The 16,067-nt window shown below is 69.3% G+C and carries 11 protein-coding genes; 7 read left to right on the top strand and 4 right to left on the bottom strand.

Annotation, left to right across the window (positions count from 1 at the left end):
• Positions 1 to 88 precede the first annotated feature (88 nt).
• The 4 genes from ACH4TL_RS35180 (at position 89) to ACH4TL_RS35165 (ending at position 6,589) form a co-directional block, all read left to right on the top strand.
• The gene (locus ACH4TL_RS35180) at positions 89 to 526 is read left to right on the top strand and encodes a type II 3-dehydroquinate dehydratase (RefSeq protein WP_398324552.1); all 438 of its coding nucleotides are present in this window, start codon (positions 89 to 91) and stop codon (positions 524 to 526) included.
• 149 nt (positions 527 to 675) lie between these two features.
• Positions 676 to 1,602 carry a GNAT family N-acetyltransferase gene (locus ACH4TL_RS35175; RefSeq protein WP_398324549.1) on the top strand — a complete coding sequence of 309 codons (927 nt, stop codon included), beginning with the start codon at positions 676 to 678 and terminating at the stop codon, positions 1,600 to 1,602.
• Positions 1,603 to 1,950: 348 nt separating this feature from the next.
• Complete coding sequence (locus ACH4TL_RS35170; RefSeq protein WP_398324546.1) at positions 1,951 to 4,587, top strand: amino acid adenylation domain-containing protein; 2,637 nt, start codon at positions 1,951 to 1,953, stop codon at positions 4,585 to 4,587.
• Positions 4,588 to 5,296: 709 nt separating this feature from the next.
• Positions 5,297 to 6,589 (top strand): aminotransferase class V-fold PLP-dependent enzyme, encoded by a 1,293-nt coding sequence (locus ACH4TL_RS35165; RefSeq protein WP_398324543.1) that lies wholly within the window; start codon positions 5,297 to 5,299, stop codon positions 6,587 to 6,589.
• A gap of 50 nt (positions 6,590 to 6,639) precedes the next feature.
• Here the strand turns inward: ACH4TL_RS35165 and ACH4TL_RS35160 are convergent.
• From ACH4TL_RS35160 to ACH4TL_RS35150, 3 genes are all read right to left on the bottom strand, one after another.
• Positions 6,640 to 7,457 (bottom strand): IS5 family transposase gene (locus ACH4TL_RS35160; RefSeq protein ID WP_398324540.1). Its coding sequence is split into 2 segments (ribosomal slippage): positions 6,640 to 7,115 and positions 7,115 to 7,457, totalling 819 coding nucleotides; the frame shifts between segments, so codons are not numbered across the junction.
• A gap of 147 nt (positions 7,458 to 7,604) precedes the next feature.
• Positions 7,605 to 8,453: a hypothetical protein gene (locus ACH4TL_RS35155; RefSeq protein WP_398324537.1), complete on the bottom strand. Its 849-nt coding sequence runs from the start codon at positions 8,451 to 8,453 to the stop codon at positions 7,605 to 7,607.
• A gap of 1,155 nt (positions 8,454 to 9,608) precedes the next feature.
• The gene (locus tag ACH4TL_RS35150; RefSeq protein ID WP_398324534.1) at positions 9,609 to 10,688 is read right to left on the bottom strand and encodes a hypothetical protein; all 1,080 of its coding nucleotides are present in this window, start codon (positions 10,686 to 10,688) and stop codon (positions 9,609 to 9,611) included.
• Between the two features lie 816 nt (positions 10,689 to 11,504).
• Here ACH4TL_RS35150 and ACH4TL_RS35145 point away from each other — a divergent pair.
• Genes ACH4TL_RS35145 through ACH4TL_RS35135 form a run of 3 tightly spaced genes read left to right on the top strand, consistent with a single transcriptional unit; the run spans position 11,505 to position 15,136 of the window.
• Entirely contained in the window at positions 11,505 to 12,113 is a 609-nt protein-coding gene (locus ACH4TL_RS35145; protein WP_398324530.1) for a helix-turn-helix domain-containing protein, read from the top strand.
• A 48-nt stretch (positions 12,114 to 12,161) separates the two neighbouring features.
• On the top strand, positions 12,162 to 14,387 hold the full coding sequence (locus ACH4TL_RS35140; protein WP_398324525.1) for a Mucin-19: 2,226 nt from the start codon (positions 12,162 to 12,164) through the stop codon (positions 14,385 to 14,387).
• A complete protein-coding gene (locus ACH4TL_RS35135; protein WP_398324520.1) occupies positions 14,384 to 15,136 on the top strand; it encodes a hypothetical protein in 753 nt (250 codons plus the stop codon). The genes ACH4TL_RS35140 and ACH4TL_RS35135 overlap by 4 nt, the downstream gene beginning before the upstream one ends.
• A 104-nt stretch (positions 15,137 to 15,240) precedes the next feature.
• On the opposite strand, the gene ACH4TL_RS35130 is transcribed toward ACH4TL_RS35135, so the two are convergent.
• Positions 15,241 to 16,008 carry a helix-turn-helix domain-containing protein gene (locus tag ACH4TL_RS35130; protein WP_398324517.1) on the bottom strand — a complete coding sequence of 256 codons (768 nt, stop codon included), beginning with the start codon at positions 16,006 to 16,008 and terminating at the stop codon, positions 15,241 to 15,243.
• Between the last annotated feature and the right edge of the window lie 59 nt (positions 16,009 to 16,067).

Raw genomic sequence — 16,067 nt, 5'->3', positions numbered from 1 at the left:
AGCCATATCGGTGATTGGTGTGGGTGTGTGCGTGGCTCGTGCTAGAAAGGGCACTTCTCCAGTGGTCCTGTATTGGGCGAGGTGTGTATTGAGTAGGCTCTTGTTGTTGAACGGGCCGAATCTTGGCATGCTCGGAAGTCGTCAGCCGGAAATCTATGGGACGGATACGCTCGCCGATATCGAGAAATGGGTGGCGGAAGAAGTCGCGGGCCGTGGCTGGAATGTGGAGGCGTTTCAGCATGATGGTGAGGCGGAGATGATCCGCACTCTCCAGGGTAATTACGACACAGTCGGCGCGATCATCAACCCTGCTGCGCTGATGATGGCCGGCTGGGGGCTGCGTGACGCGCTGGCGAACTATCCGCGTCCGTGGATCGAGGTTCATCTTTCCAATGTCTGGGCGCGGGAGCAGTTCCGGCATGAGTCGGTGACGGGTCCGCTTGCCACCGGGGTGATTTTCGGTCTGGGTGCGACGGGTTACCGGCTCGCGGCCCGCGCGCTGCTGGAGAAGGTCACCGACCGCTGACGCGGCGCCACCCGCTGCCGGCTTGACGTGGCGCCACCTGCCGCCGCTGTCTGCCGTGACGAATGTATCCACTGGTCCGACGCGCATGCCCGCCCCCTCGGGCGATTTCGCTCCCGGACCTGAATGTGAAAGCCGAGGAATAGGACACTATGCCCCAGCACCAGACGGCGGAATCCGTGCTGACCGCTCATCGTGACCGGCTGCGTCCGGTGGACCGGATGATTCCGGAGGCCGCTGCGCTGCCGGAGCCGGCCGAGGGTCAGGAGGTGCTGGAGGCCGACGGCGCGTACGGGATGCTGACCCACACCCGGGTCGCCCCTGACACGCTGGAGGCGGTGCTGGGCCCGCTGGACCGCTGGGAGTTGGAGCCCCGGGTCTGTGGGCCCGAGGAGATGGCCGCCCTGCTCACCCGGTGGAACCAGCACATGGCAGACCATGCGGAGCGCCCTGGCGCGGACTCCATGGCCGCGATCGAGTGGCCCAGCCGGGACGTGGCCATGACCGCGGTCCTGCGTTCTTTCGGTTTCGTCCCCGAGTTCGTGATGATCGGGCAGCTCAAGGGCAGCCCGCTGATGCCCGAGCCGGGCAACGTCCATGTGCGCCGGGCCACCGCTGAGGACACCGAGGAGGTGTGTGAGCTGCAGATGGTGGAGACCCGGTTCGACGCCGCCATCAGCGGCGCCGTCGAGCGCTCCAGCACCGAGGCGCTGCTGCGCGCCGAGATCGTCGAGCAGCTCGCGCTCGATGATCCGCTGGTCTGGGTCGCCGAGTACCAGGACAAGATTGTCGGGGTGCACCGGGGCCAGGAGCCTTCCGAGCCGCAGCAGGCCTGGCTGTCGACGAAGATCGCCACTACCCCGGTCGCTCATCTGGTCGGCACGGCTGTCCGTGAGGAGTACCGGGGTCTGGGGGTTGGTACCTCGATGGCCAACCACGCGCACGCGGAGCTGAACGCCATGGGCATAGGCGCGGCGGTCGGCTACCACGCGATGTTCAACCCGATCTCCGTGCCCTTCTGGCACCGCCACGGCTGGCGCCCGTTCTGGCACCGCTGGATGCGTACACCGGCCGTCTGACCCGGCACCGAGACGACCCCGCGCCGCGACGACCCGGGACCGAGAGGATCCGGCACCGTGACGATCCGGCACCGTGACGATCCGGCACCGAGGCGACCTGGGACCGAGGCGCCCCCGGGACCGAGAGGATCCGGCACCGAGGCGACCTGGGACCGAGAGGACCCGGCACCGAGGCGACCTGGGACCGAGGCGCCCCGGGACCGAGAGGATCCGGCACCGAGGCGACCTGGGACCGAGAGGTCCGGCACCGTGACAGTCCGGGACCGGGACGGTCCGGCACCGCGACGGTCCGGCACTGCAATTCCGGTACCGAGACGACAATTCCGTACGAGCCCCTGTGGAGATGTGATGCTGGTCAAGGCGCTGGAGGAGCGGGCCGACGCCATCTGGGACCGCCCTGCCCTGGAATGCGAGGGTGTGGAGCTGACGTTCGGCCAGGCGCATGAGCGGGCCAACCGGCTCGCCCGTCACCTGGTCGCCCGGGGGGTGGGGCCCGACAGCGTCGTCGCGGTCATGCTGCCCCGTTCCACGGACCTGCTGGTGACGCTGCTGGCGGTACTCAAGGCAGGCGGTGCCTACCTCGCGCTCGATGCGGAATACCCCCATGAGCGTCTGGCCTTCCAGGTCGCCGACGCCGCCCCTGCCGTCCTGGTGACGTCCTCACACATCGATGCCGACCGCTCCGAGCTGGGCGTTACGCGCATCGTGCTGGACGACCCCGCCACCGTCGGCACGCTGGCCGCGCTGCCCGCCGGCCATCTCACAAACGCCGAGCGGACCGCCCCGCCGGACCCCGAGGACCTCGCCTACGTCATCTACACCTCCGGTTCCACCGGAACGCCCAAGGGCGTCCAGATTCCGGTACGGGCTCTGCACAACCTGATGGAGGCGATGCGGGAGCGGCTGCCTCTGGGGCCTGGTGACCGCATGCTGTCGGTCACCACCGCCACTTTCGACATGTCCGTGCCCGAGCTGTTCTTCCCGTACTACACCGGTGCCTGCGCGGTCATCGCCACCCGGGCCACCGCGCAGGACCCGCGGGAGCTGGGTGACCTGATCATCCGCCGGAAGATCGGCCTGGCCCAGGCCACCCCGACTCACTGGCACATGCTGGCCACGGTCAGCCCCCAGGCGCTGAGCGGCCTGCGTATCGTCATCGGCGGCGAGGCGTTCTCCGAGAAACTGGCGGCGACGCTGCTGGACCTGGGAGCTGAGATGATCCAGGGATACGCGCCCACGGAGACCACCGTGTGGTCCACCCTGCATCCGGTCACCGTGCCCGAGGACGCGCCCGTGGTCGGCCACCCCTTGCGCAACACCCGCCTGTACGTCCTCGACGAGGACCTGGAGCCCGTCGAGCCCGGTACCGAGGGCGAGTTGTTCATCGCCGGCGCCGGTGTCGCCCGCGGCTACCTCAACCGGCCCGAACTGACCGCCGAACGCTTCCTGCCCGACCCATTCCACAACGGCACCGGCACCGCGGACAGCGCCGGTCAGAGCGGCCGCGACAGCACCGGCACCGGCGCCAGTGGCCGCGACAACGCCACTGAAAACGGCGGCGAGAGTGGCCGTCCGGCCCTGATGTACCGCACAGGCGACCTGGTACGCCAGCGCCCGGACGGCGCCATCCAGTACATCGGCCGCACGGACCACCAGGTCAAACTGCACGGCTTCCGGGTCGAACTCGGCGAGATCGAGGCCACCCTGGAACGCTCCGAGGATGTCGGCCAGGCAGTCGCCACCGTCCGCGAGGACCGGCCCGGCGACCGCCGCCTGGTGGCCTACGTGACCCCCGCGCCCGGCCGCGTCCCCGACACCGCCCAGCTGCGGACCTCCGTCGCGGACACGCTCCCGCTGTACATGGTGCCCTCCGCCGTGGTCGCGGTGGAGGAGTTCCCGCTCACCCCTCACGCGAAGATCGACCGTAAAGCCCTGCCGGCCCCCGTGGTCGAGCAGACCGCCATGGTCGAGACCCACCTCACCCAGCCGGAGCTGATGCTCAGCCGGCTCTTCGCCGAGGTCCTGGGAGTCGAGCAAGTGGGCCCGCGGGAGAGTTTCTTCGACCTCGGCGGCTCCTCGGTCCTCGCCGCGCGCCTGCTGGCACGGGTGCGCTCGGAGATGGATCTGGACCTGTCCATCCGCATGCTGGTGGAGACCCCGACACCAGCCGAGCTGTCCCGACGGCTGACCGGCGAGGAGCCACAGGACTCCTTCGACGTCCTGCTGCCGCTGATGACCAAGGGCACCGCACGGCCCCTGTTCTGCATGCGCCACCTGGGCGGCACGGCCTGGTGCTACGGCGTCCTCGCCCAGCACTTCAGCCTGGACTACCCGATCTACGGCCTCCAGTCGCACACCTTCCAGGAATTCGACACTCCCGTCGACACCATCGCCGCCATGGCAGCCGACTACGCCGACCGCATCAGCGGCGTGCAGGCCCGCGGCCCGTACCGCCTCCTGGGCTGGTCCTTCGGCGGCGTCCTGGCCCACGCGGTGGCCACCGAGTTCCAAAAGCGCGGTGAGGAGGTCGAGTTCCTGGGGATATTCAACATCGACCCCCACCTCACGGAGAAAGAGGACCGGGACGAGCAGGGCCTCATCGAGCTGATCCTGCGGATCAACGGCAAGGACCCCGCCGACTACCAGCATCCCATCCGGTACGAAGATGTCGCCGAGTTCGCCGAAGCGGCCACCAACTACGCCTGGCGGGGACGCAAGAGCGCGGCCGAGACCTTCGTGGAGACCATGCTGACCGACCTCGGCGCATGGCGGGAGCACCGGCCCGAGAAATACAGCGGCACCATGCACCTCTTCGCCGCCGACCCCAGCCCGGTAGCCGAAGCAGCCTCCAGCCAGGCCTGGGAGCCCTACGTCGCCGGCGAGATCGTCCGCCATGAACTGGGCTGCGCACACGAGGAGATGCTCAGCAGCCCCCACGTGCTGCGCCAGGTCGCCGAGATCGTCAGCGGCCACCTGACGGACTGACCAGAGCCCGGGAGCCACCCATCCGTCACCCCCTGGGCACCGACGCCGACGGCACCAAGACGGCGCACGCGGAACGCGAGGACGCCACCACCACGCAAGACCGCCGCTCCCGGCGACCGCCGGCCACGGACGCCGGGCCAGCGGCCCCGGCACCCGGCACCCGGCCCTGCACCCGCCCACCCGCCACACCCGCGGGGCCCGCGCAGATACCGCCGACACCGACGGGGGAGCCCTGCGGCGGCTTCTCGCGATGGCGACGCCCACCACACCGGGCGTCGCCACCACACCGGGCGTCGCCACCACCCGGCCCAGCCACTCCGACCAGGCCCGTCCGGACCGGTGCCGACCCGGCCACTCCGCCCGGCCTGCGCCGACCCGGCCACCTCGTCCGGACCGGTGCCGACCCGTGCAGCGCCCAGCCGGACCACCGTTCGCACCACGGAAGGGCCCTGGCACCGACGACGGCGGCCCCACCGCGCTCGCCCAGGCACACCCGGCGGGGCCGCACCGACCGCCGCACGCCAGGTCCGGCACCGGCATGCGGCGGCAGCACGCCACCGCCGAGCCCGCTCCGCTCAGCCCGCCCGCCCCGCCCGCCCCGCCCGTTCGGCCCCGCAGTTCCCGCGAGACCGGCCATAACCGGACCCGTTGCGGCTGGCCGCCCCCGCCACCGATCCCTCCCACCCCCAACCGTGCCAAGGATCTGTGTATGTGTCCCAACGCCAGAAAAACCGGAGCTGACCCCGTGACAGCCATCGGAGCTGAAGACCTGGACGTAGAGCTCCGGCGCAGGGAAACGCCCGGGGCCGGAAGCGTGACTCACCTCAACAACGCCGGTGCCGCACTCATGCCCACCCCCGTGGTGCACGCGATGACGGCCCACCTGGAACTGGAGACGCAGCGCGGCGGATACGAGGCCGCAGAAATCCAGGAAGAGGCACTGAACCGGCCCTACACCGCCGCCGCGCAAATCCTGGGCTGCGAACCGGACGACATCGCCATCACCGACAGCGCCACCCGCGCCTGGAGCCTGGCCTTCTACTCCATTCCCTTCCAGCCAGGGGACCGCATACTCGCCTCCTCCGTCGAGTACGGCAGCAACTACCTCTCCCTGCTGCACGTAGCCCGCCGCGCCGGAGCCGTCGTCGAGGTGCTGCCGAACGACGCCTTCGGCCGCGTCGACGTGGCCGCCTTACGCGCGATGCTGGACGACCGGGTGAAGGCCGTGGTGATGACGCACGTGCCCAGCCACTCCGGCATCGTCAACCCGATCGCCGAAATCGGCGCCGCGGTCCGGACCACCGGCGCGCTGTACCTGGTGGACGCCTGCCAGTCGATCGGACACCTGCCCATCGACGTCAAGAAGGTGGGCTGTGACTTCCTCTCCGCCTGCGGCCGCAAATACCTGCGAGGCCCGCGCGGCACCGGCCTGCTGTACATGAACCCCCGAGCCGCCGAGAACATCGATCCGCTGATGGTCGGCCTGGACGGCGCGCGCTGGCTCGGAGGCAGCCACTACACGATCGCCCCGGGCGCCAAGCGGTTCGAGACCTGGGAAGTGAACGCCGTGGCCCGCCTCGGCCTCGGCGCCGCCCTCACCTACGCACTGGAGACCGGGATCGAGACGAGCTGGGCGCGTATCGCCTCACTCGGCCGGACACTGCGCCGGGAACTGCACGCCATCCCCGGCGTCGAACTGCTCGAGCGGGTGGACGACGAAGGGGACCTGGCCGGCATCGTCGGGTTCACCATCGACGGCCACGAGCCCGAGGAAATCCGACAGGCGATGCGCCGGTCCGGCATCAACCTGTGGGTGTCGAGGTCGAATACGGCCTGCGTGGACATGGAAGACCGCAAGCTGGAAGAGACACTGCGGGCATCCGTCCACTACTACAACACCCACACCGAGATCCAGCACCTGACCTCCGCCCTCCGGGACCACCTCGGCGCCCCCCGCCAGCACACCGGCCGCCCGCAACAGCCCTGTCACTTACCTGCGTAGTTGCCACACCAGCAGACCTCTGACTTGGGATGCGGTAGTTAGACGGTGTCCTATGTGGTCAGGCGGATCAGTCGCTTGTAGCAGCACAGGGCGGCGGCGAGGCCGAGAAAGGCCAGGTAGTTGCGGGAGTGGCGTTCGTAGCGGGGGCTGAGTCGGCGGTAGCCGGACAGCCAGGAGATCGTCCGCTCGATCACCCACCTACGGCGGCCCAGCCGTTCGCTGGACTCGACGCCTTTACGAGCGATACGCACGCCAATGCGCTTGCCGCGTAACCATTTCCGCAGGTGGGGGATGTCGTACGCCTTGTCGGCGTGCAGGCGCTGGGGCTTGAAGTAGCGGCCGCGGTGAGGGTCGTGTCTCGTTTGGTTACCCTCGACCATGGGCTTCAGCGCTTTGCTGTCGTGGGTGCTGGCGGCCGAGACGCCGACGAGTAGGGGCAGTCCGTTCGCGTCCGGCAGGACGTGCATCTTGGAACCCGGCTTGCCCCGGTCCACGGGGCTCGGACCTGTGAGTTCGCCCCCTTTTTAGCTCGCACGTGAGCGGAGTCGAGGACCACGCGTGAGACATCGATGAGGCCGGCGTCGTCGAGTCGGTGCAGCACCGCCTCATGCAGGCGGCCCCACACCTCGGCCCGCGACCAGATCAGGAACCGGCGGTGCGCGGTCGACTTCGATATCCCGAAACACGGCGGCAGAGCCCGCCAGGCGCAACCGCTGACCAGCACGTAGATGATGGCCGCGAACAGCGTCTCATCAGGCGTGTCCTGCGTTCCGCCGCCCTGTGGCCGCACCTTCGACAGTGGGATCAGCGGCTCGGCGATCTCCCACAGCCCGTCCGGAACAATCCAACTCCACGTACCCCGCCCCATAGACAGCTCAACGAGCGATCACCACATAGGACACCGTCTTAGGATAGCCCGTCAGGGTCGCACATTCATGCCGGGCTGCCTCGTGCGGCCGTCGAGCCATGGGCTCCTCTCACGAGGGGGCGAAGGACGAGTGGCTGGGCCTGCCCCTCAGAAGCGGGCGTAGCGGGTTTCAATGCAGTTGCGACACATGTGGATCGCATCTTCGTCGGGGCCGATGTCGAGGACAGTCCCGCAACCACCTTCACAGTCGATCAGGTTCTTGAAGACGGTGCCGCACGAGAAGCACAGGGGCGTTGCATCGGGCTGGCCCGCCGCAGTCACCGCTTCGATCACCAGAGCGTCTATCTCGCAGTCCGGACACTCGACCACCGGAGAGTCTCCACCGTCCTTGATGGCGGAGTAGGCGTCCAGCCCCAAGATGATCCATGCGCAGTTAGCGGCTGCGGACTCTGGATTCTGCGGCCATACCTGGTGGCAGAACAGGCAGGTCGGGCCCTCGTCCCTGCCGTTAGCGACCAAGGCCCACTGCTCGCAGTCGGGGCACTTCACCGTCACGTCGGTGACCTTGGCCAGCCCGCTCCGGAGGTTATTCATGCGCTGCTTGACCAGCGTCTCGATGCCCTTGAGTTTCAACCGGAACGAGTCCATGTCCTGCTCGACGCCCTCAGCTTCGGCGGGTTCGAGTTCCGGGATGAGGTGCCTGTGGATGAAAGCGATCAGGAAGTCGAGCACCCTCGCCGCACGCGACTCGATGGCGTACGCGTTGTGCTTCAGCCCGTAGTGCTGAAGGGCGTTGCGGTGGTCCGAGAGGTCTTTGATCCGTTTCCGGTCGTCCTCTTCGATTGCGAGGCGGGCGATGTTGCGGAGCCGGTCGAACGCGTCCAGGGTGCCGCAGCTCTTGAAGTCGCCCTTCTGCCACGCGTCGTGAGTCGCCTCGGTGGGGTCGACGAAGATAAGGCTGAAGTGCTCGCGCGCCAGACGGGCCTTGAGCAGCACCTCGGTGCCGCCTGAAGATGAAGCACCGTGTACTTGAGGTCACGGGCGCTCGGAGGTGTCGCACCTTCCGTCAGGTGTTGAAAGTCGCTCACCAGGTAGTCCATGCCGTTGGACACGGGGGTGTAGGACACGTCCGGCCGAGGGGACGGACGCTCCGCCTTCTTCGCACTCTCGACGGGCACGGTCGCCGGTGCCGGGATTTGCTCCGCGCTGCCCTCGGGCTCGTCGGGAAGCTGCGGTCCAGGCCGATCGGTCATTGGGTTCCTCCAGCAGGTAACGCGATTCCAGGGAGAACATCCGGCATGACCGCTGTACCCATGTTCCCCAGGCTGTAAGGAAGGCAACGACTTGTAGACACGGAACAACAGCCACGACCGTTCGCCCGCCCCTATCGTCGCTCTTGGCCACCGCCGCTACACGTCATTTGCACGCTTGGCCACCAGCTGGCCGGCAGAAGGCTCACGACGGGGACCTCTGGACTGATACACCAAGGGGACCAAGGTCACGAAATGGTGATCCTCTCGTCCTGCTCCAGGCGGTCGAGATGCGACGACTGCCGGCGGAGGCGGGGCTCGAGATCAGGGCGGGGAAAATGTCGGCGCTGTGGTCGGCGACTGATGGTCTGCGGGGGAGTGTCAGTTGGGCATCGTCGTCTGAGTGTCAGGCGTCTCAATCCAACGCGTCGAACAGCGACTGCTGAGCGGGGCTGGGGAAGCAGCAGGCTGCCGTACCGGCCGTCGTCCAGCGCGTGACGGCACGTGTCCCGCAGGGCGAGCACCTCGTGCCGTGCACCGTGCACCAGCCGGAGCCGAAAGTCTGATAGCCCAGGCCCCCCGGTACCCGCCGCTCCAAGACCACAGGACTCCGAAGGTAGTGGGCATTGCCGGGCGGTGGCGTCCCTACGACGCTTCTGCCTGCAGCGGCCAGCTAGGGTGGCAAGCCCCGTCGGACCGCCGACGTACACGTACTGCGTCCAGCCATGGGTGTGGACGATGTTGGTGACCGACGCCGCGGTGAGCAGGGAATGCACGAGGCGACTGAGGTGGAGACCGCTCGGCCGCCGCCGGGAGCCCCGCAGCTCGGCTGGATCCGGCGTGTGCAGCCCGCGTGACGACTAGCGCACCAGCGAGGGTGCCCCTGGGGGCCTGCCTTGGTCTACTTGGCGGGACGACGGAAGCTGCTGGCGAGTGGGGTGCGCACGTCCGGTACGGTCAACGCGGCGGTGTCTGCGCCGGCCTTCTGGGCAGCAGCCATCACGATGCCGATGTCGCCCGTGGCCAGTGTCTCGGCGGGGCACTGTCGGCACTCTCCTTCCGGCTCGTGCTCTGGCTGAGAGGCAACGAGCGCCTGGACGTGGCCGAAGGCGTCCAGAGCCCGGTCGACCCGCACCGCGTACCACGTCCCCCGCTGCTCCTGCGGTGAGATGCCGGCCGCGACCTGGGGATGGACGGGCAGGTTCACCCGCCCGTCCACGGCACGGACGAGGACGACCTGGTCGAGGTAGTCACACTGGTCGGGCTCGGGCCGATTCGCGTCTAGCCAATCAACGGCCTCAGTGCGGGTTCCCGGCCCCCACAGATACTCGGACGGGAAGACGGTTGCCGCGGCGCGGGCGTCGAACTCCATCAGGCCCGGGTCGTCCACCACGGCACGGACCAGGAGGTAGGTCAGCGGCTCCTCGTCTTGCGCCGAAGCCAGATGCTCGGCCAGGCCGGCGAGGATCGTGCGCCCGTTCTCGCTCCAGCCGATGGCGACGATGTCCCGCTTTAGGGGCGCCGGGTACAGCCGTCCGCCAGGCGTAGGCTGCCCCCATAGGTGGTTGATGAGTTCGGCGAGGTCGGACAGGGTGCGGGCGGCGTCCACCGGCGAGTTCAGATGGTAGGAGCCGTGCGCGACCATGTTGCGCAGCTCCGCCTGGACCGGCTCCAGGCTCCGGTTGCGCTGCCCATGTATCAGACCTTCGCGACGTGCCCACCGCAGCAGCCCGCTGAGCATCCCGTTGAAGCGCTCCCAGTCCCCGGCAGCGCCCATCCGGATCTTGGCGCCCCGCACGTCCCGGAACTGCTCGTAGAAGGCCGAGTAGCTGGTCATGGCGACCTGGTGCTCCCGGCCCCGGTGGTCGCGCACGTCGACGGCGCGGTCCTGGTAGTGAGCCACGAAGCGGTCCCGCAAGGCCCGCTCGAAGGCGAGACGGGTCGCGTCCTCGACGAGGGTGAAAAGCTCGTAGCACAGCACCCCGTGGCGCCGCGGATGGAACTTTCGGACGACGAGGACTGCTCATGGCGTGCAACGACCCGTGGATTGAAAAGCGGCGTTACGAGTACGCGGGCGGACGGTACGTCGGTTGCGGTACATGCGGCGGAGATCTCTGCACCGTCTGCCGAACAAATCATCTCATTCCGTCTGAAGTGCGCCCCGAGGACAATGACGACAGCGTCTGCTCGGCTTGCCGGCCGGAAAAGGCTGATGCCGCGGACGCAGGGGCATGAGCATTGCCGCCGCCCGTACGTCTGTCAGACGTCCATCGCGTTTAGCGCCTGATCCACCGTGCCTTCCATGAGGGTCGGGTCATGCTGGCAGAAGGCCGCATCCCGGTGCCGGAGGGCGCGGATTCGTGGCCGTATTCAGGGAAATTTGCTGGCCCAATCCTTGACCATAGAGGGTCCGGGGGAGGGGCTGATGAGGGCGGGCCCGCATGCAGCCAGTCGGCCGCTGGCCCCACGTGCCTAGCGTGATATCCCACATTCAGCAGGTCGCCCGGAACGCCATCGCCAGGGTGCGCTGGGCCTGCGACTCCAACGTCACCCTCGGCTCGTTCCCGGCCGTGTCCTACGCCGAAGATTCCATGCGCGTGGCATCACCGACCTCCCATAGCCCCGATCGACCATCTCTAGGCATCTCTTCGTGTGCCGGGGCGCTCACTCTGCCCCACGACCCGGTAGGTGCATCCAAGGTGCTCCACCAGGTCGAGTACCCGGGCCTGCGTTGACTTGAGTGCCCGGCATTCGATAATTTCGATGCCTCATCAGATATCGCAGTCGGTTCGAACGGGTGGATGAGGTGCTGCTGACAACAGGGCAAGCTGCGGAAGAGCTGGGCTGCGCGGTCACCACCTTCCGTCGCCTCATCCACGCCGGAGTGCTGCCGGGCCTGTCGCGTCGTGGAGTGCGTGTCATGGTGCCGCTGGAGGTCGTGCAAACTCTCCGGGACCGTGTGACCGCGCCGCTTGAACACCTCAAGGCCCGGGAGGTCGGAGTGCTACGGGCCGATGTGGCCAAGCCGGTGAAGGAACATGATCGTCAGTGGCTTGGCTTCTCGGCCTCACTGCCGCCGGAGGACCTGCTGAAGGCACTGCGGGGCTGGTGGCGATGCGACGCGGCCAGCATCGCAGCCGGGGGAGCGCTGCCCGTAACACTGTCCGGCTACGTAGTCGCCGTCCTGACCGGCCTGAAGCACTGGGAAAAAGATAGCCGCGGACGCCACGGCTTCCCTGAAGCGACCCTGGCCGGCTACATCACCGACCTTGCGCGCCCGGTGAAAGAGCTGACCGCACCGAAGGCAGCCGACCGTGAACTGGCTGATCTCCTGCTGGGCACGCGCCTGACCTCCCACGCCGGCGGCACCATCGCCTACGTCACCACACAAACGACACCCGCATAGCTCCCTCAGCCATCCCCCAACCCGACGCGACGCCCGGAAGAGACCGTGATGGACAGCAAGGAATTTACCGCCGCCCTCGGGCAACTGCGTCAAGTCCGTGACGACATCAAGGTCGTCCGCAAGGAGCTGCAGCGGCTGGAAGCGGACCGGGACAAGCGGATCGTGGCGCTGGGGGCATATGAGAAGGCCAAGGCCGACCGGATCGCTCCCGCAGCTGGCCTGGCCGTTGTTGACGTCGTCGCCCTGGTCCCGCATCTGGGCCCCCGACAGCAGGTGGCCCCGACCTCGGCCCCCGCGCAGCCCGAGCTGACCGGCGGGGGCCAGGCCGCGGCCGCCGCCCCAGCTCCCGAGCCGGCCGGCGCGCTGGCCCCCGACCTGCGCCGCCCCGAGGAGGTGCCTGCGGCCGCCGACAGCGCCGCCGCGCCCGGCGGCCTGGTCCACGCGGCGGACGAAGGCCCGCAGGAGACCGAGGCCGAGGCGGCCACCGACGTGGTCCCGCCTGCCACCGAGGAGACGGTCGGGCAGCACGGCCAGGAGCCGCAGCCCGCCCCGGCCCCGGCAACCGTTCCCGCACCGGAAGAGGGCCGGGAGCTGCCGTCGATCCCGTCCGGGGAGCGCGGCGACGCCTGGTGCGCCCCAACGCCGAACCTGGCCTCCAAGCGGCCCAACTTCACCCAGCAGCCGCGCCAGATGGCGTTCCTCGATACGAACACCGGCGTCCTGGTTCACCGCGACCAGACCGCGCGCCTGGACCTGGGCACCGCCAGCGTCTCGGAGATCCTGACTGCCGTGTACGCCACCGTCCCCGAGTCGGTGGAACGGATCTACATCACCGACGGTGACCCCTGGCACCGGGATGCCGACCGGTACCCGTTCCTGCGCGACGCCGTGGCGGCCTGGCTCAATGCACCGGTGCCCGGCTGGAGCGTGGAGTCCTCCCGGGGCAAGGACCGCCTTGCCGGGCACCTGGTCCACCCGCGCAACCCGGTGGGCCGCTGGCAGCGCGGCGACCAGCACACCGAGATCCGATCGGTGGGGGAGTGGTTCGACCCCGACGGCGCCGACCCGGCCACCGTGAGGGACGCGTTCGTCATGTTGTGGAAGCAACTACGCCACCACTGGCCGGATGTGACGCTGATGGGATCGCCCTCGCAGACCGGCCGCGACCTGTGGTCACGCACCATCCCGACGAAGGCTGGGTCGCGGTGGGCCGAGGGGTATCCGGTGATGTCGGAGGAGATCCGCGGTCTGCTGCACGCGACCGCCGGGCAGGGCCGCACCGAGCTCATCGTCCCCCCGCGGGTGCCTACGATGTTGCCGCGGCTGGTGGAGTACGACCGCACCTTCGCCTACGCCAAGCACACCTGGGCTTCCGGCGTCGGCGCTCCCCGCCGCATCACCGCGGCCGCGTTCGCCGCCATGTCGGAGAAGGAGCAGACGAACGCGCTGTTCGCCCCCAGCCACTGGCAGATCCGGGTCACGGTGCCCGACGGCTGGAACCACGTCGGGATCCTGCCTGCACCGGCCGCGGGGGACCGGGCCTGGTACTACCCGGCCGAGCCCGGCCAGACCTTCACCACCTGGGCCGGGGGAGCGGAGGTCAACCTCGCCCTGCGCAACCCGATCACCCCCTGGCGGATCGAGATCCTCGACGGCCTGCTGTGGGAATCCGGCACCCCGCTGCGCGACTGGTCGACCCACCTCAAGGACGCCTGGGCATCCCTGCAGGCGCTTGCGGCCAACCACGGCGACCAGCGGCAGCGCACCGCCGCCCACCTCGCCTCCCGCGCGGTGCGCAGCATCCTGCTGTACGGCATCGGCGGCTTCGCCCAACGCCCCCGGATCACCACCCGCTCCGTCCCCGTAGGCCACGAGCACGAAATCCCGGCCGGAGCGCAGATCGTCGGCTCCGACGGCGAGACGATCACCTGGCAGCGCAGCGCCGGGTTCTCCCGCGACCCCTACGCGCACCCCGAATGGGCGGCCGGGGTGTGGTCCGGCGCCCGGGCCGCGCTGCTGTCCACGAAGATGCGCGAGGACAACACGTTCGTCGGCGCGCTGCACCTGCCGCCCGAGTCGGTCGTCGCCTTCCGTACCGACGCCATCTACACCACCCACGACGCCCCCTGGCCCTATCACGGCCAGCCCGGCGACTACCTCAAGAAGGGCCACCTGCCCGGCCCGATCACCGGCCCGCGCACCGAGGAGGAACTGCTCTCCTTGCAGACCCTCGGCCGCGCCCACCTCGCCGAGGAACAGGAGGCCGGACGATGACGCCTCGCAGGCGCAGGCCAGCCGGCGGCCGCCGCGGCCGTGCTGGTCGGCCGCAGGTGAACGAGGCGGCGCGGCTGACCCAGGAGCTGCTGAACGCGGGCTTCACCAAGCGCGACGTCGGCGAGATCATCGGCCGCAACCCCTCCCTGGTGAGCCAGTTCTTCACCAAGGGCAAAGGCGCCTCCTACGTGGAGGCGCTGCGCTACGCCGTCCAGGAGCTCCAAGTCGGCGCCGCCACCACGGTTCCCGAGCTGAAGGCGGTGGCGCAGCCCTACGTCCACCGCCGCACCACCAAGGCCGGGAAGACCGCGCGGGTGCGCAGCAAGGACGTCATCGCCACCCCGGGCCGCTCCACCATGGCCCGCGCCGCCAAACAGCACATCGCCTCCGGCGCCGCCCGGCTGCGCCCGGTCGTGGAGAACAGCGCCGCGGCCGAGGGCAGGATCGCCTTCACCGTCCGGGCCAAGAAGAAGGACTTCCTGATCGACTCCGGCCGCATGCGGGACTCACCGGGCGTACGGCGCAATGTCGTCCAGCGCAGGGACAGCACCGAAGAGCGCGCGTACGGCAACAGTGCCGGCCCCGGCCTGGGCGAGGCCGGGTTCGACGCACGGGAGTGGAAGGACCGGGTCGACGCGCACGGCGGCGACGTCGCCGCTGCGGTACGCGCCTGGATGGTGGACACCGGCCGCCTCGCCCCCGAGGCGCAGCTCACCCACCTGGAAGTCCGCGGCTGGACACCCACCTGACGTCTCATCGGGGAGGCTGCCGGTACCACCTGGACGCACCGGCAGCCTCCCCATTTCATCGGCAGGGTCGGCAACCGCGCGGTTGGCCTACGGGCGATCCGGCACTACAGCACGCCCGCCCTCGGCTCGGCACGTGAGGGCGCCGCCGGCTTGGGACTCATCAGCGGGAAACCGTTCCGCTGCCGGTCCTGGCGCGCGGCCCGGGGCCGCCCCCCTGCGTGCTGCGTGCGCCGGTAGTTTTCGATGCTCGCGTTGTACGTCTGCACACGGAGTGCCTCTGCGGGCCGTACTCGGGCCAGTGCCGAAAGCCAGCGCTGGGCAGCTCCCGGATCCACTCCGCAGGCGCGGATTATGGCCATGAGGACGTCGGTCGTCACGGGCCGGTCACCGCGCAGAACGGCCGCGAAGGTGTGGTGGGAGAAGCCACCGCTCCGGCGCGCCATGTCCCTCAGACTCAGGCCGCAGAAGCGCCGCATGTGGTCCAGGAGCTGTGCCAGCTCCGCCTCGCTCTTCACCCACTGAGGTGGAGTGAGCTGCCGCGTGCGGGCCCATCTGGTCATCAGCGCAGCGTGATGGTTCTCGGCACGGCTGGTGCGCTGGGCAAGCCGGACGCCTTCCCACCGCGAGCGCCAGAGCGCCGGATCGCCACCACAGGCACGGACGTACCCCTGCACGGTGCGCCAGGTGGGCAACGCGCGGCCGTTGTGCGCGTCCGAGAGCGAGGCGGTGCAGACGCCGGAGCGCTGCGCTATCTCGGCCAGCGTCGGTTCTCCCGCCCGGGCGCGCAGGGCGCGCAGAGCGGAGGCGAAGTCCACCAAGGGGCTGTCCTCGCCCTCGTTGGTGGTGGGCAGGGCGTTCATGGGGCGGGCCACCGTGTCTCCTTTCCGTAAGCCCGCGGCCCGGGGCGCTGGGCCCCGGGCCGGAGGAATGG

This window comes from Streptomyces sp. NPDC021115 (assembly GCF_044333065.1).
Classification (GTDB): domain Bacteria; phylum Actinomycetota; class Actinomycetes; order Streptomycetales; family Streptomycetaceae; genus Streptomyces.
This window is presented reverse-complemented; position numbering and strand designations above follow the sequence as displayed.

What these genes read in the sequence shown, in the direction of transcription:
- ACH4TL_RS35175 (WP_398324549.1), top strand. Translation starts at nt 676, where the DNA reads ATGCCCCAGCACCAGACGGCGGAATCCGTGCTGACCGCTCATCGTGAC.
- ACH4TL_RS35170 (WP_398324546.1), top strand. Translation starts at nt 1,951, where the DNA reads ATGCTGGTCAAGGCGCTGGAGGAGCGGGCCGACGCCATCTGGGACCGC.
- ACH4TL_RS35165 (WP_398324543.1), top strand. Translation starts at nt 5,297, where the DNA reads ATGTGTCCCAACGCCAGAAAAACCGGAGCTGACCCCGTGACAGCCATC.
- ACH4TL_RS35140 (WP_398324525.1), top strand. Translation starts at nt 12,162, where the DNA reads ATGGACAGCAAGGAATTTACCGCCGCCCTCGGGCAACTGCGTCAAGTC.
- ACH4TL_RS35135 (WP_398324520.1), top strand. Translation starts at nt 14,384, where the DNA reads ATGACGCCTCGCAGGCGCAGGCCAGCCGGCGGCCGCCGCGGCCGTGCT.